Origin of the sequence: Advenella mimigardefordensis DPN7, from assembly GCF_000521505.1 — a bacterium.
Lineage (GTDB): Bacteria > Pseudomonadota > Gammaproteobacteria > Burkholderiales > Burkholderiaceae_B > Advenella > Advenella mimigardefordensis.
Window position 1 is genome coordinate 3741837 of the sequence record NZ_CP003915.1, and the last position, 22659, is coordinate 3764495.

General features: G+C 57.4%; 17 protein-coding genes and 2 riboswitches. Of the genes, 9 read left to right on the forward strand and 8 right to left on the reverse strand.

All coding sequences use genetic code 11. The features are described 5' to 3' along the window. Window positions 1–220 precede the first annotated feature (220 nt). The gene (locus MIM_RS17275; protein ID WP_025374013.1) at window positions 221–661 is read left to right on the forward strand and encodes a MarR family winged helix-turn-helix transcriptional regulator; all 441 of its coding nucleotides are present in this window, start codon (window positions 221–223) and stop codon (window positions 659–661) included. 115 nt (window positions 662–776) lie between these two features. Here the strand turns inward: MIM_RS17275 and MIM_RS17280 are convergent, their stop codons facing one another. Further along, a complete protein-coding gene (locus MIM_RS17280; RefSeq protein WP_025374014.1) occupies window positions 777–3215 on the reverse strand; it encodes a DUF3772 domain-containing protein in 2439 nt (812 codons plus the stop codon). Between the two features lie 259 nt (window positions 3216–3474). On the opposite strand from MIM_RS17280, the gene MIM_RS17285 reads away from it, so the two are divergent. The 7 genes from MIM_RS17285 to MIM_RS17315 all read left to right on the forward strand — a co-directional run bounded on the left by MIM_RS17285 (window position 3475) and on the right by MIM_RS17315 (window position 10458). Further along, complete coding sequence (locus MIM_RS17285; protein WP_052342334.1) at window positions 3475–4380, forward strand: MurR/RpiR family transcriptional regulator; 906 nt, start codon at window positions 3475–3477, stop codon at window positions 4378–4380. Window positions 4381–4449: 69 nt separating this feature from the next. After that, window positions 4450–5649, forward strand: coding sequence for an ABC transporter ATP-binding protein (locus MIM_RS17290; RefSeq protein ID WP_025374016.1), 1200 nt, complete (start codon window positions 4450–4452; stop codon window positions 5647–5649). A 2-nt stretch (window positions 5650–5651) separates the two neighbouring features. Further along, window positions 5652–6581, forward strand: a complete 930-nt coding sequence (locus MIM_RS17295; RefSeq protein ID WP_084459026.1) for a carbohydrate ABC transporter permease — start codon at window positions 5652–5654, stop codon at window positions 6579–6581. Further along, complete coding sequence (locus MIM_RS17300) at window positions 6578–7438, forward strand: carbohydrate ABC transporter permease (RefSeq protein ID WP_025374018.1); 861 nt, start codon at window positions 6578–6580, stop codon at window positions 7436–7438. The genes MIM_RS17295 and MIM_RS17300 overlap by 4 nt, the downstream gene beginning before the upstream one ends. A gap of 54 nt (window positions 7439–7492) precedes the next feature. Further along, a complete protein-coding gene (locus MIM_RS17305) occupies window positions 7493–8779 on the forward strand; it encodes an ABC transporter substrate-binding protein (protein ID WP_025374019.1) in 1287 nt (428 codons plus the stop codon). Between the two features lie 96 nt (window positions 8780–8875). Next, entirely contained in the window at window positions 8876–9562 is a 687-nt protein-coding gene (locus MIM_RS17310) for an HAD family hydrolase (protein ID WP_025374020.1), read from the forward strand. Next, entirely contained in the window at window positions 9559–10458 is a 900-nt protein-coding gene (locus MIM_RS17315; RefSeq protein WP_025374021.1) for a CehA/McbA family metallohydrolase, read from the forward strand. Before MIM_RS17310 ends, MIM_RS17315 begins: the two co-directional genes overlap by 4 nt. A 280-nt stretch (window positions 10459–10738) precedes the next feature. Here MIM_RS17315 and gcvP read toward each other — a convergent pair whose 3' ends face one another. The 3 genes from gcvP to gcvT all read right to left on the reverse strand — a co-directional run bounded on the left by gcvP (window position 10739) and on the right by gcvT (window position 15291). Next, the gene (gcvP, locus tag MIM_RS17320) at window positions 10739–13618 is read right to left on the reverse strand and encodes an aminomethyl-transferring glycine dehydrogenase (RefSeq protein ID WP_025374022.1); all 2880 of its coding nucleotides are present in this window, start codon (window positions 13616–13618) and stop codon (window positions 10739–10741) included. 79 nt (window positions 13619–13697) lie between these two features. Continuing rightward, complete coding sequence (gene gcvH / locus MIM_RS17325) at window positions 13698–14069, reverse strand: glycine cleavage system protein GcvH (RefSeq protein WP_025374023.1); 372 nt, start codon at window positions 14067–14069, stop codon at window positions 13698–13700. Window positions 14070–14142: 73 nt separating this feature from the next. Continuing rightward, a complete protein-coding gene (gene gcvT / locus MIM_RS17330) occupies window positions 14143–15291 on the reverse strand; it encodes a glycine cleavage system aminomethyltransferase GcvT (protein ID WP_084459027.1) in 1149 nt (382 codons plus the stop codon). Between the two features lie 62 nt (window positions 15292–15353). After that, window positions 15354–15471: riboswitch (glycine riboswitch) on the reverse strand. A gap of 10 nt (window positions 15472–15481) precedes the next feature. After that, window positions 15482–15586: riboswitch (glycine riboswitch) on the reverse strand. A gap of 473 nt (window positions 15587–16059) precedes the next feature. Between gcvT and MIM_RS17335 the strand changes: the two genes are divergently transcribed. Then, window positions 16060–16392, forward strand: a complete 333-nt coding sequence (locus MIM_RS17335) for a GrlR family regulatory protein (protein ID WP_025374025.1) — start codon at window positions 16060–16062, stop codon at window positions 16390–16392. Window positions 16393–16569: 177 nt separating this feature from the next. Here MIM_RS17335 and MIM_RS17340 read toward each other — a convergent pair whose 3' ends face one another. The 4 genes from MIM_RS17340 to dcd form a co-directional block, all read right to left on the reverse strand. After that, a complete protein-coding gene (locus MIM_RS17340; RefSeq protein ID WP_025374026.1) occupies window positions 16570–18189 on the reverse strand; it encodes a Fic family protein in 1620 nt (539 codons plus the stop codon). Window positions 18190–18555: 366 nt separating this feature from the next. Next, the gene (locus tag MIM_RS17345) at window positions 18556–19758 is read right to left on the reverse strand and encodes a BaiN/RdsA family NAD(P)/FAD-dependent oxidoreductase (RefSeq protein ID WP_084459028.1); all 1203 of its coding nucleotides are present in this window, start codon (window positions 19756–19758) and stop codon (window positions 18556–18558) included. Next, the gene (locus MIM_RS17350) at window positions 19751–22015 is read right to left on the reverse strand and encodes an arginine/lysine/ornithine decarboxylase (RefSeq protein WP_025374028.1); all 2265 of its coding nucleotides are present in this window, start codon (window positions 22013–22015) and stop codon (window positions 19751–19753) included. The genes MIM_RS17345 and MIM_RS17350 overlap by 8 nt, the downstream gene beginning before the upstream one ends. A gap of 33 nt (window positions 22016–22048) precedes the next feature. Then, window positions 22049–22612, reverse strand: a complete 564-nt coding sequence (gene dcd, locus MIM_RS17355) for a dCTP deaminase (protein ID WP_025374029.1) — start codon at window positions 22610–22612, stop codon at window positions 22049–22051. Window positions 22613–22659: the final 47 nt, after the last annotated feature.

Consider the following 22659-nt stretch of genomic DNA (forward strand, 5'->3'; position numbering starts at 1 on the left):
ATTTAGTTTAAGTTTAAAATATTAAATCGTCAATAAATTTATATGAAAATTCATATATTTCGATCATAATAAAGGGACGAGACAGGGCTAGTCACTCAGTACTACTACTAGTATTTGAGGAAGGAAATATAATCGTCGTGCGAAGCACTAAAATGACGCAGCGTAGCAAAACATGCCTGATTTTTGTGCATGCACTATCTACTTCCGGAGCAGAATAAACGTGAGTGAATCCAATCGTTTTATTGATACCTATCTGGCCTATTTGTTGCGGCGCGCAAGCGATACCGTTTCAACAGATTTTTATACGTACCTGTACACCACCCAGCTTTCTGTTACGGAATGGCGTGTGCTTGCCTGCCTGCACAACAATCACGAAGAATCCGTCACCGATCTTGCCTACCACGCCGTCATGAAACAGCCGACGCTAAGCAAAGCGCTGGTACGCATGGAGCAGGATGGATTGATCGAGCGACGGCAGGAGCCGGATGACCGGCGTCAGACGATGGTGCGCAACACGCGCAAGGGAACGGCCCTTGCGGCCGATTTGTGTCGCGTGGCCAAGGAGCACGAGGCGGGCATCATGAAAAACCTAAGCAAAATGGAACGTAGGCAATTGATCACCATACTGCGCAAACTGATCGACGGTTCAGAACCTGTGTGATGTCATGGATCATGCACCGGCGATGAATGCCAGGCGCCCGTGCCACATTACGCGGGCGGCATGACGTGAGGCGCAATGTCCAGAGCGCGGCAGCCGGGCTGCCGGCGTATGAGACCTAATCCGGCCCGCCCTCAAAATGCGTTTTGTTCTGCGGCGCTGCTGCCACTTCCTTGAGCATCATGGTAGCCGGCGCGGCAAGGGCAATATCGGCCTCATGCAGGTGCTGCAGTATGTCAAACAGCAAGGCACTGCGTACGCGCGCCACCATGCGCGGCGAGTTGACATAGCCGGTGGCAATGAACACCAGCCCGGTCGCTTCGATGCTATCGAGCAGAATATCCGGCCGCGGTTCATCCAGTATGTCTTCATTGGCCCCATATGCAGCCAGAATGATCTCCCGCACCTGCGCCGGCTCGGTGCCCAGGGGCAGCGTCAACTTAATCAGCACCCGTCCAATGGGGCTGGCGTGGGTGACATTGCGCACCACTTTGGTGATCAGTTCAGAGTTCGGAACAATCATGGTCGAGCGATCCCACAACTGGATTTCCGTCGCGCGCACATTGATGCGCCGGATATCGCCCTCGGCGCCATTGAGCGACACCCAGTCGCCTACCTTGACCGGCCGCTCGGCCAGCAGAATCAGCCCCGAGACAAAGTTCTGCACGATCGCCTGCAGGCCAAAACCAATCCCCACTGACAGTGCACTGGCAATCCATGCCACCCGTTCCAGCCCGATGCCCAGTGCCGACAGCGCCATGGCGCCGGCCAGCACGTAGCCCGCATAGCCAAACAGGGCGCCCGCCGACGCCCGCATGCCGGCATCCATCCGGGTTGTAGGTAAATACTGGTCTGTCAGCCATCTCTGCAGGATTCGGACCAGTACAAATCCCAGTATCAGCACCACCAGCGCGATCAGAATGGCGGTGGGACGAATTTGTACCTCGCCCAGGGAGATGCCGGAATACAGGAAGGCGAAATTGTGCAGCCACTCCGTTGGCCCGCCACCAAAAGGCGCGAGCAAAAGCGCCAACGCCAACAACACAACCAGCAAGCGACCAAGGCCCGAGGCCAGCACCAGTAACTGGCTGCGCAAGGCCGGGTATGCACTCTCCTCTTCCTGACCGTTCTGTCGCTTGACGGCAATCAACATCACCGTACATATATCTTCGATCAGCACCGCCAGCAGATAGGCCGATAGCAGCACCAGGAAAATCCAGACCAGTTGCTGCACAATCATGGAGCCCAGGGCAACAAACCCCAGCAGCAGCGCAATCTGGCTGACAAGCAGCGCAACGCCCGCCAGATTGATGATGGCATTAAGCCAGCCGGGGATCGTCATCTGGTTACTGCGCTGTATCGCCTCGGTCTCGGTTGCGTAGCGCTGGCGCGAGCGCACCATGGCCACGCCCATGACAATACTGGTGGTCAGCGAGATAATGCTGTTGAAGGCCACCGTTAACGCGAGACTGGCATACACGATTGCAAATACGCCCTGGATAAACCAGCCCAGGCTGATAATGGCGGCCAGCGCCACCGGAAACCAGCGCAGGTTCAGCGCCACATCGTCGCGCATGGGAATCAGCCGCCACGAGGCATGGTGTGCCGCCAGCAAGGCTTTGCCAAGCCCGGCGGCAAAGCCACAGAACCAGGACACAAGCACCATATGCGCCAGAATGTCTTCCATCGTGCTCGTGGGGCTTTGGTTCCAGGTCAGGGCGGATCTGACGGTTTCTGCCACCAGCCCATAGGCCACGGCAGACATCAGCACCACCACCACCGCATACAAGGACCGGCGCAGGCGACCCGGCGCGACGTAGCGGGTCATGGCCTTGAGCAATAGCCCTTCGGCAGCCAGGCGTATCGTAATAATGAACGCGATGATCAGCGCAATACCAATCCACACGAGGGGCTTGATCGCCTGCAGCAGCGCCGTCAGTTCACTGGCCAGGGGCTGCGTGCGGATCGAATCGCGCTCCCACTCGCGGGTCAGATCGGCCCAGAATGTGCCTGATACGATAGAAGGTGTACGCTCGCCCAACTGTGCCTGAAAGCGTACCCGCCGCTCTTTGCTCAACTGTTCGGCAGCCTGCTCGGCCTCGACCCCGATCAGCCGCGCCAGTTTGATCTGTGAGTCCAGCTTGCCGCGCTCCTTGCCCAATTCGGCGCGATGCTGGCTGATATCCGGTGCTTCGGGCGCCGCCGCATCCGTGGGGCCCAATTCAGCCAGACGGTCCTGCACATCTTTGAGCTTGGGCGCCAGTGCTGCCGCCACATCGCCTACGGCTGACTGCGTTTTGAGCGCCTGTTCACGCATGCCTGACAACGCGGCATCGTTCAACGGCGCATCGGCGATTTTCTCCAGCTGTTTCTTGATGGGGTCGATCTGCTCCTGTGCCTGCTTGAGCACCTGTTCCGCATCAGGCGGCGCTTCCTTGTCCTGCGCCCATGCCGGGGCGACGCAGCAACATGCCAGCAGCAGCGCCAGCAAAGCCAGCACCCAATGGACCTGCGGCAAAGAAAAACCCGTGACGCGTGCACGCGACTGAGAAATCATGAAAATGGCAATTGCAATTGAAAACAGCCCATATTAACGCTGATTATGCGCCCAAGGAACCAACGGGCCACAGAATCCTGTTTGAATTTATTACGGAGCGCGTCATGCGACCTGCACCGCAGCAGGGAGGATAGCCGCCGCGCGAGCGGCCCTGCCAGACGACCGGCTTCGGCTATACTTGCACATTCTCATCATATTGGCCGTGTATGATCGACTGCATTGATGACAACCCATTGGCCAAAAAGCGGAACAGTGCGTCTTGCGGTTCGTCTTGCGCGCCAATACCCGTTTTGCCCGCTCCAGCCCATGCATTTCCAGCCAGGTTACCCGTTTTATGATCATGCCTAACGAACAAAAAGCCCCGCTGGTCCATCTGGCCAACGCCATTGGCACCATGAGTGAAGTATCGTCGCGCGTCGGCCAGTATGTTCTGGCCAACCCCGAGAAAGTGGTTCACCAGACGGTGGCCGAACTGGCAGAATACACCCACAGCGGGCAGGCCAGCGTGTTGCGGCTGTGCCGCCAGCTGGGATTCAAGGGCTTCAGCGAATTCAAACTGGCGCTCATGGCCGAACTGGCAGCCAGCGAACGCAGTACCGCCACGGACAGCGACAACGAGGCCGACCGCTATGGCGCCCTGCTTAAACGGTTAACCCAAAGCATGCAGAAAACCGCCTATGCCCTGCATGCCGAGCAATTACTGGCTATTGCGGTGCATATGGTCAAGGCGCGCCGGATTTCGGTCTTCGGTTCCGGCATCTCGGGGCTGGTCAGCCAATTGGTGTCCTACCGGCTCATGCGGCTGGGTCTGCCTGCACAGGCATTCCAGGACCCGGTGCTGGCCCACGAAGTCATGACCGATGTAGACAAGCATTGCGTGGCACTGGGCATTTCGGAAAGCGGGGTCACGCTCGATACCGTGGAGTTTCTCAAACGCGCCCGTACCGCGGGTGCAAAAACCATCGCCATTACCGGACGGGTAAACAGCCCGGTGGCCCAGGCGGCCGATCTGGTATTGCTGGCCGTGCCGATTGAGCCACTCACCATCGGTGGTGATATTTCACCTGCCATCAGCAAGATTTATCTGGTGGAATTGCTTGCCATGGCCATTGCCGATCTGTCACATGCCGGACGCCAGCGCAATGAACGGAGTAAAACTCCGTAATTTATAAATAATATTGAAATAAATAACCAATAGAATGACGCCTGTTTGAAACAGACAGGTATCGTCATCATGGCCGCTTCAGTCAGACTTGAACAAGTCGCAAAATATTACGCTGGGAAACGTACGCTGCACGAGGTATCGCTGGACATTGCCGCCGGCGAATTTCTGACGCTGGTCGGACCGTCAGGCTGTGGAAAATCCACCCTGCTGCGCATTATCGCAGGCCTGACCACGCACGAAAGCGGGCGCGTCTATATGGGCGATCGCGATATCACCGCATCCCCGGCGAGCGAGCGGCCCGTGTCCATGGTCTTCCAGAGTTATGCACTGTATCCGCATATGACGGTGGCGCAAAACATTGCCACACCCCTGAGAATGAAGCGTTTGCCGGCACCCGCCCGCTGGCCGCTGTTGGGCCGCTTCTGGCCAGGCAGCCGCAAGCTGCGCCAGCAGATTGACCAGGAAGTGAGCGCCGTCGCCGCTCAGGTGCAATTGCAGAACCTGCTTCATTCCCGGCCTTCTCAATTATCCGGGGGACAGCGCCAGCGCGTGGCTGTGGCCCGGGCCATGGTCAAACAACCCGACGTATTCCTCATGGACGAACCCTTGTCCAACCTGGATGCGCGCCTGCGCGTGCATATGCGCTCTGAAATCGCGGCCCTGCACCAGCGTACCGGCGCGACATTTATTTACGTGACGCATGATCAGGTGGAAGCCATGACCCTGTCCAGCCGTGTTGCCGTCGTCATGGATGGCCAGATCGTGCAGGTCGGCACGCCCAGAGCGCTTTACGAAGACCCGCAAGACATCCGCGTCGCCCGCTTTATCGGCAGCCCGGAAATGAACATTCTGACCATCACGGCCAACGCTCAACACGGCGCAAGTCTGGACGGCGAACCGGTTCAACTGCCTGTCCCGGCCGGCGCTGGCGTGATCCACCTGGGTTTTCGACCCGAGAGCGTGAGCATTGCCGATCTCGCGAGCCGGCCGATACCGAATGCCATCCGGTTTTCCGCGATATTCGAGCGCACGGAAGTGCTCGGCCATGATGCCCTGCTGTTCTGCCGGCACCCGCACTCAAACGAGCCGCTGGTGGCCAGAGCGCCGGTTGCCGACATAGACCGGCTGCGCGCCCGAGGTAACTGGTCAGACAGGCTGATTTTGCAGATCAATCCGGCGCAGACCTTCTGGTTCGATGCACAAGGCAGCAGAATCCCGCCCGCATACGCCCGTTGCGAGGTACTGCCCATTCACAAGCGTGTGTCCTGAACATGATGCAAGAGCACACCCTGCCCGCGCAGCACACCGAGCCGTCGGCCATCAGCAAACGCCGCTGGCCCGACGCCATGGCCTGGTGGTTTGCCATGCCTGCCTCCTTTCTCATGCTCAGCACCATGGCGCTGCCGGTCCTCATTGTGATCCTGCTGAGCTTTACGAACTATGAGCTGGGTATGCCGGATACGGACTTTGTCGGCATCGACAACTATCTGTCGGTCCTGAGCGATACCAAGTTCTGGCATGTGTTGCGCAACACCGTGATCTATACCGTGCTGGTCGTGCCCGGGTCGGTGATCGGCGGTCTGTTCCTGGCGATACTGGTGCAAAGTGTCGGCAGGGGTCGGCGCATCTACCAGTGCCTGTTTTTTCTGCCGGTGACGGCAACGCTGGTGGCCATGGCCACCGTGTGGAAGTATCTGCTGCACGGCCAGATCGGACCGATCAACCAGTTGCTGCATGGCCTGGGCCTGCCGCAGATGGAGTTCTTTGGCGATCCTGGTCTGGTATTAATTTCACTTGCCATTATCGGCATCTGGCAACTGGCCGGCTTCAATATGGTGCTGTTTATTGCCGGCCTGGTAGCCATTCCGGAAGATCTTTATGACGCAGCCCGGGTGGACGGCGCCGATCGCCCATGGGATCGCTTCTTTACCGTCACCCTGCCATTGCTGGGCCCCACCATGCTGTTTGTGATCGTGACATCCAGCATCACCGCATTCAAGGTTTTCGACACCGTTGCCGTACTGACCCGGGGCGGCCCGCAAGCGGCCAGTGAAGTCATTCTTTACCAGATTTATCTGGAAGGGTTCCAGTATTTGCGCACCGGCAGCGCGGCAGCCATGACGGTCCTGTTCCTGATCTGCATTCTGGCCCTGTCCTGGCTGCAAACCAAATTAACCGAGAAAAAGGTTCATTACGTATGACCCCGCAAGCCGGCTTTAGCTCCCGCCTTTTATCACAGGTGACATTCTCTTCGTGCCTGCGCCACGGCGTTTTGCTGGCGCTGGCACTGATCATGCTGTTTCCTTTCTACTGGATGATCGTAACGGCCTTTCGGCCCGCCCAGGAAGTGTTCTCCGGGTCATTCAGCTGGCTGCCGCAACAGTTCGTCGGCTGGGACAATTTCCGTACCGCCCTGGCCGATGCGCCTTTGCTGCGCTATATGCTTAACGGTGCGATTGTCTGCCTGGGTGTGTTGCTGGTTCAGCTGGCAACGGCCATTCCCTGCGGCTGGGCACTGGCGCGCTATCGTTTCCGGGGTGATCGCATCCTGTTCGGCGCCGTCCTGCTCGGGCTGTGCATCCCTATCCAGGTGCCCGCCATCCCGCTGTTTCTGGGGCTGGCCGCGACCGATATGCTCAACACCTATTTTGCCCTGATGGTGCCCTTCTTCCTGTCCGTGTTTGCCATCTTCCTGTTCCGCCAATCGTTCAGGATTTTTCCTGAAGACATCGTGCAGGCAGCGCGCCTGGATGGCCTGTCTGAAATGGCCATTCTCTGGCAGATTGTTGTGCCCGCCAGCAAGCCGGCCATCGCCGCCTTCTCGGTTTTTTCCGTTACCAGCCACTGGAACGACCTGTACTGGCCGTTGATTGTGATCACCAATGCCGAACTGATGACACCGCCTCTGGGTCTGGCATCGTTTGCCGACCCGGAAATTGGCGCTAATTTCGGCGCGCTGATGGCCTCAGCAACCATCGTCACGCTGCCGCTGATGATTCTCTATCTTTTTATTCAACGCCATTTTATTCAGGGCGTCACCAATACTGGCGTCAAGTAAGAACGCCGGCTTCAGGCCATCGGGCCGGAAGTTTTTTTCTGGAGTGCAAGTGATATGAAAACTGTTCGTCGAATTTTAATGGGACTGTCGATCAGCAGTCTGTGCGCCTACGCGGTAGCCGTTAATGCCGAAACCATTACGCTGGATGCCATGCACGCATGGCCCGGTCATAACCCCTTCTATGAAAAAGTGGCGCAGGCGTTTACCAAAGAGAACCCGGATATTGTCGTGCGCTTTCGTGCATCCCCGCCTTCTTACGATGAGGCGCACCAGGCCGTATTGCGCAGCATGATGACAGGGCAGTTGCCTGATGTCTATTTTTCCGGCTTTCACCTCCTGCCAGAGCTGGTGCATGCGCTGCAACGGCGTAAACAGGCGGTGGATCTCAAGCCATTTATCGCCCAGGAACAAGGCCAATGGCTTGAAACCAACTACGAGCCGTCCGTGCTCAAGCTTGGTCAGGTAGAAGACACGCAGTATGGCCTGGCCTTCAACGCATCCACCCCCGTCATTTTCTACAATGCCGATCTGGTTAAAAAAGCCGGCGGCAACCCGGATGCCTTCCCGACAGACTGGCCTGCCCTGATCACGCTGGCCGCAAACATCGCCAAGACCTCCGAAGGCATTAATGGCATGGCCTACGACGTGCATGCCTGGCCGGACGACTGGCTCTGGCGCGCACTGATCATGGAACAGGGTGCCCCCCTCATGAATCCCGATGGCAAAACCGTGGCCTTCGATGGCCAGTCCGGTCTGCATGCTTTGCAGAAAGCGCGCCGCTTCGTGACCGACGGCGCCATGGCCCTGCGTGATTTCGATCAATCACGCCAGCAGTTTGTATCAGGCAAGCTGGGCTTTATTTTTGCCTCGCCCAACAGCGCCAAGGCTTTCTCCGAACTGGTCGGTTCCCGCTTTGACATGCGCTCATCGGTCTTTCCGCTGGAAAACAAAGAGACCGGCAAAGTACCCACGGGCGGCAATGCCATGTTGATTCTGGCCAAAGACCAGAAGCGCCAGGAAGCAGCCTGGAAGTTCATCAAGTTTGCCACCGGCCCGGTAGGCCAGACCGAAGCGGTGCTGGGTTCCGGATATATGCCTACCAACAAGCTGGCCCTTCAGCCGCAATACCTGGGCGACTTCTACAAGAAAAACCCCAACTGGGAAACCAGCCTGAAGCAGATTGCCTATGCCAGCCCCTGGGGCGGCTACCCTGGTAATCATGGCGTGCAGATCTGGCGTACCCAGCGCGACATCATCGGCTCTGTCATGCGCGGCAAGGTTACGCCCCAGGACGGGCTTGCCCAGATGGTTGAAGCGACCAATGCGCTGCTTGCAAAGTAAGTTCCGCAGCCGACGGCACTCACTACGCCGTCATTCGCGCTCTCTTTTTGTCTCAACCGGGGCTGGCCAGGTGCCGCCCCCTTTTGCCGGTATCACATGACCCCATCTTCTTTGGATTTAATTATTTTTGACTGCGATGGAGTGATCGTAGACAGCGAGCTGCTGTCCACCCGGGCCAGTGCAGCAGCGCTGGCCGAATTCGGGCTGGATCTGACCGAACAGCAGGTTGCCTCTCTGTTTCTTGGCCTCACGCTTGAGGACGGACTGCAACGCATCCGTCAACAGTATCAGCGCGAGCTGCCGCCCGCATTCGCAGCCAGAAAAATGCAACTGACCGAACAGCTGTTTCGCCAGGAACTGACGCCGGTACAAGGACTGGTTGCACTGCTGCAGCAGTTGACCACACCCTATTGCGTGGCCTCCAACAGTGCCCACCAGCGACTGCGATTTTCATTTGAAGCAACCGGGCTAAGCCGCTATTTTGCTGGCCGTATCTATAGCGCCGAGGACGTCGCTCAGGGCAAGCCTGCGCCGGATTTGTTTCTGCATGCGGCCAGACAGCAACATGCCGAACCGCAGCGCTGCCTGGTGATCGACGACAGCACCAGTGGCGTTCGCGCCGCCGTCGCAGCTGGCATCCCGGTCATTGGTTTTGTTGGTGCAAGTCATGCCTACCCCGCCCTTGCCGATCAACTGCGTGAGGCCGGCGCAACCTGGGTCATGCCGGACTACGCGGCAGTCCGCAAGCACATTGAACAGTACAACGTAAAGGAATTTTCATGACGCTCGATACTTTATTTTCCAGGCCAGGCAAGTTTCTGCGTGGCAATCTGCATGCCCATACCACCAACTCCGACGGCAAGCTGCCCACCGAAGAGGTGGTACGGCGCTACAAGGAATCCGGTTATGACTTCCTGGCGCTGACCGATCACTTTCTGCCCTCGTATCAATTTCCGCTGACCGATGCGCGGCAATACCAATCCGACACATTTACACCACTGGCAGCCGCCGAATTGCACGTGCCGCGCACTGAAAACAGCGCATTGTGGCATATCACCGCCATCGGCCTGCCCTATGATTTTGAGCCTACTCGCGAAGGCGAAGATGGCCCGGCGATCGCCCGACGTGCCGCCGAGGCCGGTGCGTTCATCACCCTGGTACACCCGGCCTGGTACAGCCTGTCGCTGGCCGATGCGCTGACCATTGATGCAGCGCATGCCGTGGAAATCTACAACCACGGTTGCCAGCTGATGCATGACAAGGGTGATGGCGCCTATCTGCTGGACGGGTTGCTGGATCGTGGCCGTCCGATGCTGGCTACGGCGGTTGACGACGCGCATTTCAAGTCGCCGGATTTTGGCGCAGCCTGGGTCGAACTCAAGGCCGACAGCAGAGACCAGGCCGATATCGTATCCGCACTGAAAGCCGGTCACTTTTACTCCACCCAAGGCCCCGTCTTTCATGGTATTGAAACGAGCGACACGCATTTGCATGTCACCTGTTCTGCCGTCAGTGGCGTTCTGGTGGTGGGTGCCGGTTATCTGATGGCCTATCAGTTTGCCACCGGCCTGACCCGCGCCAGCATAGATCTGGCGCCGCTGGCAAAAAGCCCCTGGTACCGCGTGGTACTGATCGGCGCCGATGGCAAGCGGGCCTGGAGCAATCCGGTCTGGAAATAAAGCGCATGCGCGGTAGAGCGACGCTCTGCTGCGCCCGACCACATTGAACGCAATGACGGGCGTGCGAGCCCGTCATTCGCAATCATCCTGGCATCATCCAATCAGATGCCGCAGCAACGCGCCTTCATTTACGCCAGCAAGTGACTGTCTCAAAGCCATCATGCGATAAAAAACCGGGACGACATGCATGGTATTTGCCATGCCGGTCGCCCCGGTTTTTTACATGATCAAACGGCTGCTGCGTCCCACTATTTTAGACGCGCAACAGGAGATCGGTCCCTTAGTCCATATAGGCTTCCAGCGGCGGGCAGGAGCAGACCAGATTGCGATCGCCGAAGGCGTTATCAACCCGCGCCACCGGCGGCCAGTACTTGCCTACCGGCGAGACATGGCCGGGATAGGCCGCCTGACTGCGCGCATACGCATGGTTCCACTCGTCGGCAGTGAGCATTTGCGCTGTATGTGGTGCGTTGGTGAGCACATTGTCCTGGGCATCCACTTCACCGGCCTCCACCTGGGCAATTTCGCGGCGGATGGAGATCATCGCATCCACAAAACGGTCCAGTTCCTTCAGGCTTTCCGATTCCGTCGGTTCAACCATCAGGGTGCCGGCCACAGGGAAACTCATGGTCGGTGCATGAAAGCCATAGTCGACCAGACGTTTGGCCACGTCGTCTACCGTAATGCCGCAAGCGTCCTTGATAGGGCGCAGATCCAGAATACACTCATGCGCGACGCGACCGTTACGACCGCTGTACAGCACCGGATAATGGGGCGCCAGGCGCGTCGCGATATAGTTGGCGTTCAGCAATGCCACTTCGGTCGCGCGCTGCAGGCCCGAGGCCCCCATCAGCGCAATATACGCGTAGGAGATAGGCAGAATGCTGGCCGAACCGAAAGGCGCTGCCGAGACCGGCCCGGGACGCCCGGCCGCATCAGCAGCATCAGGCTGGCCCTGTTCATTCAACACGCCCGGCAGGTACGGCGCCAGATGCGCGCGTACGGCAACCGGCCCGACACCCGGACCACCGCCGCCATGCGGAATGCAGAAGGTCTTGTGCAGATTCAAGTGGGACACATCCGAGCCAAAGCTGCCCGGCTTGGCCAGCCCGACCATCGCGTTCATATTGGCGCCGTCCAGATACACCTGACCGCCAGCCGCATGCACCAGATCGCAGATCTGCACAATGGCTTCCTCGAATACACCATGTGTAGAGGGATAGGTGATCATCAGCGCCGCCAGGCGATCGCCGGTCTGCTCGATTTTGCGCTTCAGGTCTTCCACATCCACGTTGCCATTGCTATCCGAAGCGACAACAGTCACCGACATGCCGGCCAGATTGGCCGAGGCGGGATTGGTGCCGTGAGCAGAGGAAGGAATCAGACACACATCGCGCTGGCTCTGGCCATTGGCCTGGTGATAGGCGCGGATGGCCAGCAGGCCGGCATATTCGCCCTGGGCGCCCGAATTGGGCTGCAGGCTGACCGAATCGTACCCGGTGATCTCGCACAGAGCGGCCGACAGGCGACTGACCAGTTCAGCATAGCCGGTGGTTTGCGCCGCCGGTGCGAACGGGTGAATATTCGCGAATTCGGGCCAGGTGATGGGAATCATCTCGGCCGTGGCGTTCAGCTTCATGGTGCACGAACCCAGCGGGATCATGCTGCGATCCAGCGCCAGATCCTTATCGGCCAGCGTGCGCAGGTAACGCAGCATGTCGGTTTCGGAATGAATGCTGGAGAAGATCGGATGCGACAGAATGGCCGACTGGCGTGCCAGCGAAACCGGCACAAAGGTATCTTCGCCGGCGTTCAGCAAGGCAACATCAACCGCAGGCGCACCGGCGGCTTCGGTAAGCACATTCGCCAGCGTCTGCAGGTCGGCCAGGGTGACGGTTTCGTCCATGGACAGGGCAAACTGCGTCTCGGATACCCAGCGCACATTGATGTGCGCCGCTTCCAGCCCGGCTCGCAGGGCCTGGCCATGGCTGGTCTGCACCAGCAGCGTATCGAACCAGGTATTGTTCCGTACTTCATAACCGGCAGACTGCAGCAAGGTGCGCAGCAGGGTTGTGGTCACATAGGTGCGCTGGGCAATACGCCGCACACCCTTGGCACCGTGATAGACGGCAAACATACTGGCCATCACAGCCAGCAACACCTGGGCAGTACAAATATTGGACGTCGCCTTCTCGCGACGGATATGCTGCTCGCGGGTTTGCAACGCCAGCCTTAAGGCTGGTTTGCCCTGCGCGTCCTTGGATACGCCAACCAGGCGCCCGGGCATGCTGCGCTTGAAAGCATCGCGGCAGGCCATGAAACCGGCATGCGGACCACCGAAGCCCAACGGCACGCCAAAGCGCTGCGCAGAGCCCACGGCAATATCAGCACCCCACTCGCCCGGCGCTTTCAGGATGGCCAAAGCCAGCAGATCGGTGGCCACAGCCACAACGGCACCGGCGGCATGGGCATCGGCTGTCAGTTGCGTATAGTCGGTCACGCTACCCAGGCTATGCGGGTACTGCAGCAGCACACCAAAGCACTCAGGCAAGCCCTCTGCTTCGTCGGCCACCCGCACCTGGATGCCCAGCCCGTTCGCACGGGTTTTCACCACCTCGATGGTTTGCGGATGGCAATGTGCAGACACAAAGAAAACATCACTTTTTGATTTGGCAGAGCGGCGCGCCAGCGTCATGGCTTCGGCTGCCGCCGTGCCCTCGTCCAGCAGGGATGCATTGGCAATATCCAGTGCCGTCAGATCGGTGATCATGGTCTGGAAATTCAGCAGCGCTTCCAGCCGCCCCTGAGAAATCTCGGGCTGATAGGGCGTGTACGCCGTATACCAGGCAGGGTTCTCAAGAATATTGCGCAAAATCACATTGGGCGTGAGGGTGCCGTAATAGCCCTGGCCAATGTAGTTGCGGTAAATCGCGTTTTTCTGTGCAATGGCGCGCAATGAAGCCAGCATATCGGCTTCGCTGCGCGGCCCGTCCAGCGCCAGGGGCGCCGCATTGCGGATACGGGAAGGAACAATTTCATTGATCAGTTCGTCCAGGCTCTCGGCGCCGATCACAGACAGCATTTCTGCCTGCTCGACCTCGGAGGGCCCGATATGGCGTCCGACAAATTCCTGGGACGCCGCTTCGTGTGTGTGCAACATAATCTGGGTAATCCGGTGGTAATCAGTCATGTCGCTGCTGCCGGGCATTCAGTGCGAATGCAGGCAACGGCGACGGGGTTCAGGCCTGGGCTTCGTAGGCAGCCGCATCCAGCAATGTGTCGGCATCGGCCGCATTGGCGGGCTTGATTTTGAAGATCCAGTTGGTGTAGGAATCTTCATTGACCAGATCAGGCTGGCCTTCCAGCACATCGTTGAAGGCAACGATTTCGCCGTCTACCGGTGCGTAGATGTCAGAAGCGGCCTTGACCGATTCCACCACACCCGCAGTGTCGCCGGCTTTCAATTGCGCGCCCACCTGGACATCGCCCACGTAGACCAGATCACCCAGTTGCTCCTGGGCATTATCAGTGATGCCGACAACGAACACGTCGCCTTCGGCCAGAACCCACTCATGCGAAGGGGTGTATTTACGATCGGTAGGTAATTTCATTCAAAACTCCTGGAAGAGGAAAATGACCACGTTGCACACGGTCATATAATATCAAGGTTTATGTGACGGTTTTCTATTTCTGTGCGGGAACAACGGCCTTGCCGTTACGCACGAAAGGCAGCGCGGTCACCGTGGCAGAAACCCATTTGCCACGAATTTCCACTTCGGCGGTATCGCCGGCCACCACGCCCTCAGGCAGACGGGCAAAGGCCACAGACACACCCAGCGTAGGCGACATGGTGCCGCTGGTGATCTCCCCCTCACCCTGCGTCGTCCGTACCCGCATATGGGCACGCATCACGCCGCGTTCATTCAGTTTGATACCGGTAAACACGTTCTTGCGGGGGGCGGATTCAATTGCCTCGCGGCCGATGAAGTGGCGCTGGGTATCGGTGAGGCTGACCGTCCAGGTAAGCGCGGCCTGAGCCGGCTGGATCGTTTCGTCCATATCCTGACCGTAGAGGTTCATGCCTGCTTCAAGACGCAGCGTATCGCGTGCGCCCAGACCGCAAGGCGCCACGCCGGCAGCGATCAGGCTGTTCCACAATGCTTCGGCCTGCGTGGCAGGCAGCACGATTTCGAATCCATCTTCTCCGGTATAGCCGGTGCGGGCCACCAGGGTGTCGTTACCGACACTGGCGGCAAAGAAGACCTTGAGCGTTTCGGTCGCTGACTGCCATTCCGGGTGGATTTGCCAGACCAGCTCACGCGCTTGCGGGCCCTGTACGGCAATCATGGCCAGATCACGCCGAGGGGTGATGACCACATCCAGTTTGTGCTCGCTGACCACCTGCTGCATCCAGGCAATGTCCTTCTGCGCACAACCGGCGTTCACCACGACGCGCCAGCGGTCGTCATCAAAAAAGTAGACGATCAGATCGTCAATCACCCCGCCTTCGGGGTTCAGCATGCAACTGTAGAGCGCCTTGCCGGAAATAGCCAGCTTGGCCACATCATTGGCCAGCAGCAGGCTGAGAAAACGTCGCGCCTGCAGGCCGGTCACATCGACATTGAGCATGTGGGAGACATCGAACATGCCGGCCTTTTGCCGCACGGCATGATGCTCGGCCAGTTGCGAGCCATAGGAAATAGGCATTTCCCAGCCGCCGAAATCAACCATTTTGGCGCCGGCAGCCAGATGGGCCGCGAACAGGGGCGTGCGGTTCAGTTGGGTGGGGGGCGCGCTTGCGGAAGCCGCGGAAGGAGTTGTCTGTGTGGACATGCTTGCACCTGTTGAAAAGGATTGAAGGTCGCAACGCACAGGTTTCACCACGAAACCGGCGCTTGTCGCCCTCTGTCCTTTTGCCTGAGAGTTGTCGCGCGCTTTGAGCAGCCTGTTGGCGCTGCACAGCGCGTTTCCCCTTCGGCGCCTTAATGAAAAGGTCTCTCCAGAGTGCCTTACCGGCTGAGCCGGTGATTGTGCGGTACATGGACCTGAGCGATTCCGGGCGAATTGCGCCTTCGGTGGCAACGTGACGGGCCGGTGGCCGCCTGCTGCTCTCTCCCACGACAATTTAAAAGCATGCGAAAGGATACAGGCAAACGGCAAAAAAATCCATTGCGGCATCCCCGATATTTGATTTTTTACCGCCGCCGCCCGGGGGAATGACCGAGGTCCCGTCAGGCGGATTCACCCTTTCAAAAAGCGCGTAAGTTAAGCGATGTTAAACGTCGTTAATGTATGGTTGTCATAACAATACGAACTGTTACATCTTATAGTTTCAATTAAATAATTCTTTGGAAAAGAGATAGAATACACTTGACCACAAGCCATTTGTCACCCGTGCGATCGTATCCTCACACACGAGTGTCATCAAGTTGCGGTAAACTAGCCATCCGCTGGTGAACGTCAGCATAAAACACAACTATATTCTATATTTAAAACACGTTTTCAGTAGCAGCTACCTTAGCGAGCAGATCCATCCTGGAACAGTTCACTATTGCAGCCAGCAACAAGCGCCCTAGTGGCAACTACATAAGGAGTACTATTATGGATAACGGTTTCTACGCAACAGTAATCGCAGATTCCAAAGCCCATGCCGGAGTAACGGTCGTAGAAGACAATAAGGTCCGGGGGGGCGATGCCCATTACCTGTATTCAGGCACCATCCAGGCCAATGGCAGCGATGAAATCGTCGCCAACCTGAAAATCAAAGCCTATACCGCAGTCGACCAGTCTTTCGGCACCGACGAAAACAGCTTCGAGTTGTCCCTCATGGGCAGTAAAACCGAAACCGGTTTCCGCCTGACTGGCTATTCCCCCAGCGGTCGCGAAATCGTGATTGATGCCCGGAAAATCGCCAATATCGATCTGGGATTCTAGTCTGCCCCGCGCGCTTTTTGAACGTTAATCTGCGGACCGGCGCCGACGCTCCCCGCGTCGTACCGCCCCTTTTCGGGGAGCATCAGCCGGTCCAGCTTTTTCCTGTTTTCTACCCCTACCCTACCGTTCTGTCATGATCACCGGAGCAGCGCTGATCCGCGACTGAGCAAGCCTCACCTATGCAGTTTCGCCCGCTGGTCGGGCAGGATGGTAGCGTTCGAGAATATGGCGATCAACGGGTGGGTCTTCCTGAAACGCCTGTGAAACAGCCTCAGTGATCTGCTTCCATACATCGGCTTCGCGCAATACAGGTATCTCTTTGGCCAGAACGTTACTGAGTTCTCCCCGGTTTTGTTCAATGGAACGCAACACACGATCCGCCTGCTGATCAGGCATTTCAACAATTTCCTTGATCGCCTGACGAGCACGCCCGTGACTGCGCAGGTACCGGGATTGTTCGCGCATCTGTTCCGTCAGGGTGCGCTTGACTATATTGGACAGAAAAATAACGTGTGGCCCCAGATCCGGATAACGCCAGACAGGGCAGGCCTGCTCGAATCCGCCGAACTCGAAGTTGGATACAACCCCGTCTGAATAGGTCGTTTGTGTGGATTTGAACGTGATAAATTCTCGCACAGCGTGCATCAGGGGTTTGGAGACCTCGTCAAGCACGCGGTCATAACTGCGCCGCTCTCCCGCATCATCCGTGATAACCGCTGACACGGGCAAAATAACAGGCTCCGGTACCACTCCATCACGTCTCAATATGTCATTGATCAGAAAGCGGTGAACCCGGCCATTGCCATCCGCCAGTGGATGAATGTACACAAAACCGAAAGCAGCAACTGCACTGCGCATGACGGGCGATTGACCCTGTGTTCGTTCAAGAAAGACTTGCAGCCCGTGCAGCATCGCCCCCACATCCTCGTGTGGCGGTGCGACGTAATGCACGATGTCCTGATAGTGAACCGTTTCCCCTACAAAAACAGGCGAGTGACGCAGCCCCAGATGGCTGAGCGAAGTACGCTTACCGAGTATCTCACCCTGCAGCTGCGCCAGCGTTTCGTCCGTTAAAGGACAATCTCCCTGTCCGGTTCGGCGCGCCATGACATCAGCGAACCGTTCAATCCGATTGCCGCGATCTGCTTCGCCTTCGATTGTGAAAGTCGCCTTGCTTTCCCTTAGCGTCATCCAGACCGCTGCCCGCCGCAACAGATCCTCGCCGAACTCAGCCTGGAGGTTCTGAAATAGCTGCAGCACATCCAGGGCGGCCGCCCTATTGAACGCGTCGGTCTTAACGACCATCGGGCAAAAGTACCGTGTGCCCGGCAGGTTGTCCTTAATGCGCCAGCGAGGCACTTTAACTGCATGATCACTGGAGGCGGCCACAAGCTTAGTGTCGTCGATCGCGTCTACATAATTACCTCCCAGACGCTCGGGCACCTGCAATGCGTCCTCGGTCAACCATTCATACAGAAAGGCTGCCCGGCGAGCATATTGCCCCGTAGGCTCTGCATCCACCCAGGCCTGGATAAACTCCGGGCCGGTCCTGGTAAACAGGCGCGACAAAAACTCCAGTTGTGGCACTTCATGACGCAGGTGGAACTGTAGATGCGCAACTGGCTCGTCTGAGGGGCGCATAGACTCCTGGTACGTTTCCAGCCTATCACCGTCCACGATTTGGGTGGCCCGCCGATTACCAATTTGGCTCTGTACGGGTAGGCGGCTAACCGGACGCACCTCATACCGCTGCTCAAGCCACGCAGCTCCGATAGGATCATTTGGCAGATCACTCATAGCGTCTTTCCGTAGGTATCGAGACGGGACGGAAAATAAGGATTAGAATCGGCTCGAAATGCATAAAATCACTGACGGACGCATAAAATCAATTAGAAATTAGACAATTTGTATAAATTCGATTATGTCCGTGAAAGCAGATGGCGTCAATCATCTACAAACTCAGTCGCTGCTTTGACTCAAATCAGGCGGCTTAACTCATAGCCTATTGGGATCCTGACAGAGCCCGTTTCTATTACCGATAGCATGATTTGCATAAAATCGATTACGATTGCATAAAAGCGATTAGAAATCACCCGATTTGCATAAAAATAATTATAAATAATGAATTAATGCAAAAAATCGATTTCAACTTCAAATGCCGCGCTACGCCGACAGAGCCCGCCCGCAGGCCACGGCCGATGCCCAGGCCCACTGAAAGTTATACCCCCCCAGCCAGCCGGTCACATCTACCACTTCACCAATAAAATACAGCCCCGGCACTTTGCGTGCCTGCATGGATTTCTGATCCAGCTCGCGGGTATCCACACCGCCGCGCATCACCTCAGCCTTCTTGTAGCCTACGGTTCCCGATGGTGTCAGCGTCCACGGTTGCGCACTGTCCGCCAGTTGCATCAAGGGCTTGTCGGCCGTATCGGCCAGCCGTTGCGCTGCCGGCATTCCCCGATCGTGCAGCCAGTTCTCGGCTAGTCGGCGCGGCCAGATTTCGCTCAGCACATGTCCCAGGCTCTGTCGGCTGCCCTTTTTGCGCTGCACCAGTTCCTGCGCCAGACGCCGACCCGGCAGCAAATCAATCCGAATCGGCGTATCGGGCTCCCAATAGCTGGAAATCTGCAGAATTCCCGGACCGGACAGGCCGCGATGGGTAAACAGCAGGTCTTCATCGAACACACCACGCCGCTTGCCTTCGCCCGTTTCCAGGCGCACCGGCACGGCCAGCCCCGAAAGCTCTGCAAACGGCCGCCAGCTTTGCGGATCGAAGGTTAGCGGCACCAGTGCAGGGCGGGGTTCGATAATTTTCAGGCCGAACTGGCGCGCCGTCTTCAACCCGAAATCGGTCGCGCCCAGCTGGGGAATGGCCATGCCGCCGGTGGCAATCACCAGATTGTCGGCACTCACTTTCCCGGCCTGAGTCTGCACCGTAAACCGGCCATTCTCCTGGCCAATCGCGCTCACGGTTACCTGCATGCGCCGCTTTACGCCGCCCTTCTCACATTCGGCTACCAGCATGTCGATAATTTGCTCGCTACTGTCGTCGCAAAACAGCTGCCCCTTGTGCTTTTCATGCCAGGCAATACCGTGGCTGCGCACCAGTGCCAGAAAGTCTTCAGGGGTATAGGCAGACAGAGCCGAACGGCAGAACGCCGGATTGGCGGACAGAAACTGCTGCCAGGTGGCGCCGCTATTGGTGAAATTGCAGCGACCACCACCGGAGATGCGGATTTTTTCCGCCAGCCGGCTGGCGTGATCCAGCAGGACAACCCGCTGCCCACGCTGGCCGGCCACTGCTGCGCACATCAGGCCGGCAGCACCGGCACCGATGATCACGACATCAAAATGATCACTCATCCAGCTTCAGGCAGTCCACGTAGAAGAACTCATTGCCATTGTCTTCGGTCACATGGCCCAGGCCATGGATAAAGGTCTCGAAGCCGGGGAATTTCTCATTAAAGCCACGGGCAAATTTCAGGTATTCCACAATGGTTTTATTGAAACGCTCGCCCGGAATCAGCAGCGGAATGCCCGGTGGGTATGGCGTGAGCAGCACCCCGGTCACCCGACCTTCAAGCTGATCCAGCGGCACGCGTTCCACCTCGCGGTGCGCCATCTTGGCGAAGGCATCCGAGGGCTTGAGCGCCGGCACCATGTCCGACAGATACACCTCGGTGGTCAGGCGGGCCACATCGTTTTCGCTATAGGCTTCGTGGATTTTCTGGCAAAGATCACGCAGGCCCATACGCTCGTACTGGCGGAAATCGGCGCAGAACTCGGGCAGGATACGCCATAACGGCGCATTGCGATCGTAATCGTCTTTGAACTGCTGCAGGGCCGTTACCAGCGTATTCCAGCGGCCTTTGGTAATGCCGATGGAGAACAGAATAAAGAACGAATACAGGCCGGTTTTTTCAACCACAATACCGTGTTCGGCCAGATACTTGGACACCAGCGCTGCAGGAATGCCGCTCTCGGCAAAATTACCGTCAATATCCAATCCCGGCGTGATAATGGTCGCCTTGATCGGATCCAGCATATTGAAGTTTTCGGCCAGGTCGCCAAAGCCGTGCCACTCGTCACCGGACTCCAGAATCCAGTCTTCCTGAATACCGATACCCTCGGACACCAGACGATTGGGACCCCAGACCTTGAACCACCAGTCATTTCGGCCATACTCGGACGCCACCTTGCGCATCGCACGGCGAAAATCCATGGCTTCGCGGATACTTTCCTCCACCAGCGCAGTACCACCGGGTGGCTCCATCATGGCAGCCGACACATCGCAGGACGCAATAATTGCGTATTGCGGCGAAGTGGAGGTATGCATCAGAAACGCTTCATTGAAAATATTGCGATCCAGCTTGCGGGTCTCGGATTCCTGCACCACGATCTGCGATGCCTGGGAAATACCGGCTAGCAGCTTATGCGTCGAGTGCGTGGCAAAAACCATCGCGTCCTTGCTGCGTGGCCGGTCCGGACCGATCGCATGCATATTCGTATAGAACTCGTGAAAGGCCGCATGTGGCAGCCACGCTTCGTCAAAGTGCAGTGTATCAACGGTACTGCCCAGCTTTTCCTTGATCATTTCCACGTTATAGATCACGCCATCGTAGGTACTTTGCGTGAGCGTGAGAATGCGCGGTGTCTTGTTCTTGAGCTCGCGGGCAAACGGATTGGCCTCAATCTTCTTCTGGATGCTTTCGGGATCGAACTCCTCCAGCGGGATCGGGCCGATAATACCCAGGTGATTGCGCGTTGGGCGCAGAAACACGGGGATGGCACCGGTCATGGTGATCGCATGCAGAATTGATTTATGACAGTTGCGGTCAACGACCACCACATCATCATTCGCCACGTTGGCGTGCCACACAACCTTATTGGATGTGGACGTGCCATTGGTCACAAAATAACAGTGATCGGCATGAAAAATACGCGCTGCGTTGCGCTCGGACTCGGCCACCGGGCCGGTATGGTCCAGCAGTTGCCCCAGTTCCTCGACCGCGTTACACACATCGGCGCGCAGCATATTCTCACCGAAAAACTGGTGAAACATCTGCCCTACCGGGCTTTTCAGGAAGGCAACACCGCCGGAATGCCCCGGGCAGTGCCAGGAGTAGGAACCATCCTGCGCGTACTTGACCAGTTCGCGGAAAAACGGTGGCGACAGGCCGTCCAGATAGCTTTTTGCTTCGCGGATAATATGGCGGGCGACGAACTCCGGCGTATCCTCGAACATATGAATAAAGCCATGCAATTCACGCAGAATGTCATTGGGAATATGCTCGGATGTACGGGTTTCGCCGTACAGATAAATAGGAATGTCTTCGTTGCGGAAACGCAGTTCGCCAATAAAGGTTCGCAGATTGCGAATGGCATGGGCCACGTCTTCACGTGAGTCCACGTCGAACTCTTCGTCATCGATAGACAGAATGAAAGCGCTGGCACGGCTCTGCTGCTGCGCGAACGAACTCAGATCGCCATAACTGGTCACGCCAAGCACCTCGACGCCTTCTGCCTTGATAGCATCGGCAAGGGCACGAATACCGAAACCGGACGCACTGTCCGAGCGGAAGTCTTCGTCAATGATGACGATGGGGAAACGAAATTTCATCGGGTACTCCTGGCTGGCTGACAAATAGCCTGATTATGTTCTTGGAAGTGTGACGCCTTGTTGACCCTGATACTTTCCGCCGCGATCACGGTATGACGTTTCGCATACTTCGTCGCCCTGCAGGAACAGAAACTGGGCACATCCCTCGCCGGCATAGATTTTTGCCGGCAGCGGTGTCGTATTGGAAAATTCCAGCGTTACGTGGCCTTCCCACTCCGGCTCCAGCGGCGTCACGTTCACGATAATGCCGCAGCGTGCGTAGGTACTTTTACCCAGGCAGATCGTAAGCACTTCACGCGGAATGCGGAAATACTCAACGGTGCGGGCAAGCGCAAACGAGTTCGGCGGGATAATGCACACATCCCCCTTGAAATCCACAAAGGATTTCTCGTCGAAGTTCTTGGGATCCACGATGGTGGAATTGATATTGGTAAAAATCTTGAATTCGTCGGCGCAACGCACATCGTAACCGTAGCTGCTGGTGCCGTAGCTCACGATTTTCTGGCCATCACGCTCGCGCACCTGACCCGCCTCGAAGGGAGTGATCATGCCGTCTTGCGCCGCCTGCCGAATCCACCGGTCATTCTTGATACTCATAGACTGTATCTCTCTGCTGGGGTCTGCCCCGAAGGGAAAAGCGCCAT

Excerpts from the sequence above, each read along its gene's own strand:
- gcvP (WP_025374022.1), bottom strand. The coding sequence starts at position 13,618 with ATGTTGCACACACACGAAGCGGCGTCCCAGGAATTTGTCGGACGCCAT.
- MIM_RS17335 (WP_025374025.1), top strand. The coding sequence starts at position 16,060 with ATGGATAACGGTTTCTACGCAACAGTAATCGCAGATTCCAAAGCCCAT.
- MIM_RS17345 (WP_084459028.1), bottom strand. The coding sequence starts at position 19,758 with ATGAGTGATCATTTTGATGTCGTGATCATCGGTGCCGGTGCTGCCGGC.
- MIM_RS17280 (WP_025374014.1), bottom strand. The coding sequence starts at position 3,215 with ATGATTTCTCAGTCGCGTGCACGCGTCACGGGTTTTTCTTTGCCGCAG.
- MIM_RS17305 (WP_025374019.1), top strand. The coding sequence starts at position 7,493 with ATGAAAACTGTTCGTCGAATTTTAATGGGACTGTCGATCAGCAGTCTG.
- dcd (WP_025374029.1), bottom strand. The coding sequence starts at position 22,612 with ATGAGTATCAAGAATGACCGGTGGATTCGGCAGGCGGCGCAAGACGGC.
- MIM_RS17315 (WP_025374021.1), top strand. The coding sequence starts at position 9,559 with ATGACGCTCGATACTTTATTTTCCAGGCCAGGCAAGTTTCTGCGTGGC.
- MIM_RS17350 (WP_025374028.1), bottom strand. The coding sequence starts at position 22,015 with ATGAAATTTCGTTTCCCCATCGTCATCATTGACGAAGACTTCCGCTCG.
- MIM_RS17340 (WP_025374026.1), bottom strand. The coding sequence starts at position 18,189 with ATGAGTGATCTGCCAAATGATCCTATCGGAGCTGCGTGGCTTGAGCAG.
- MIM_RS17290 (WP_025374016.1), top strand. The coding sequence starts at position 4,450 with ATGGCCGCTTCAGTCAGACTTGAACAAGTCGCAAAATATTACGCTGGG.
- MIM_RS17310 (WP_025374020.1), top strand. The coding sequence starts at position 8,876 with ATGACCCCATCTTCTTTGGATTTAATTATTTTTGACTGCGATGGAGTG.
- MIM_RS17300 (WP_025374018.1), top strand. The coding sequence starts at position 6,578 with ATGACCCCGCAAGCCGGCTTTAGCTCCCGCCTTTTATCACAGGTGACA.
- gcvT (WP_084459027.1), bottom strand. The coding sequence starts at position 15,291 with ATGTCCACACAGACAACTCCTTCCGCGGCTTCCGCAAGCGCGCCCCCC.
- MIM_RS17295 (WP_084459026.1), top strand. The coding sequence starts at position 5,652 with ATGATGCAAGAGCACACCCTGCCCGCGCAGCACACCGAGCCGTCGGCC.
- gcvH (WP_025374023.1), bottom strand. The coding sequence starts at position 14,069 with ATGAAATTACCTACCGATCGTAAATACACCCCTTCGCATGAGTGGGTT.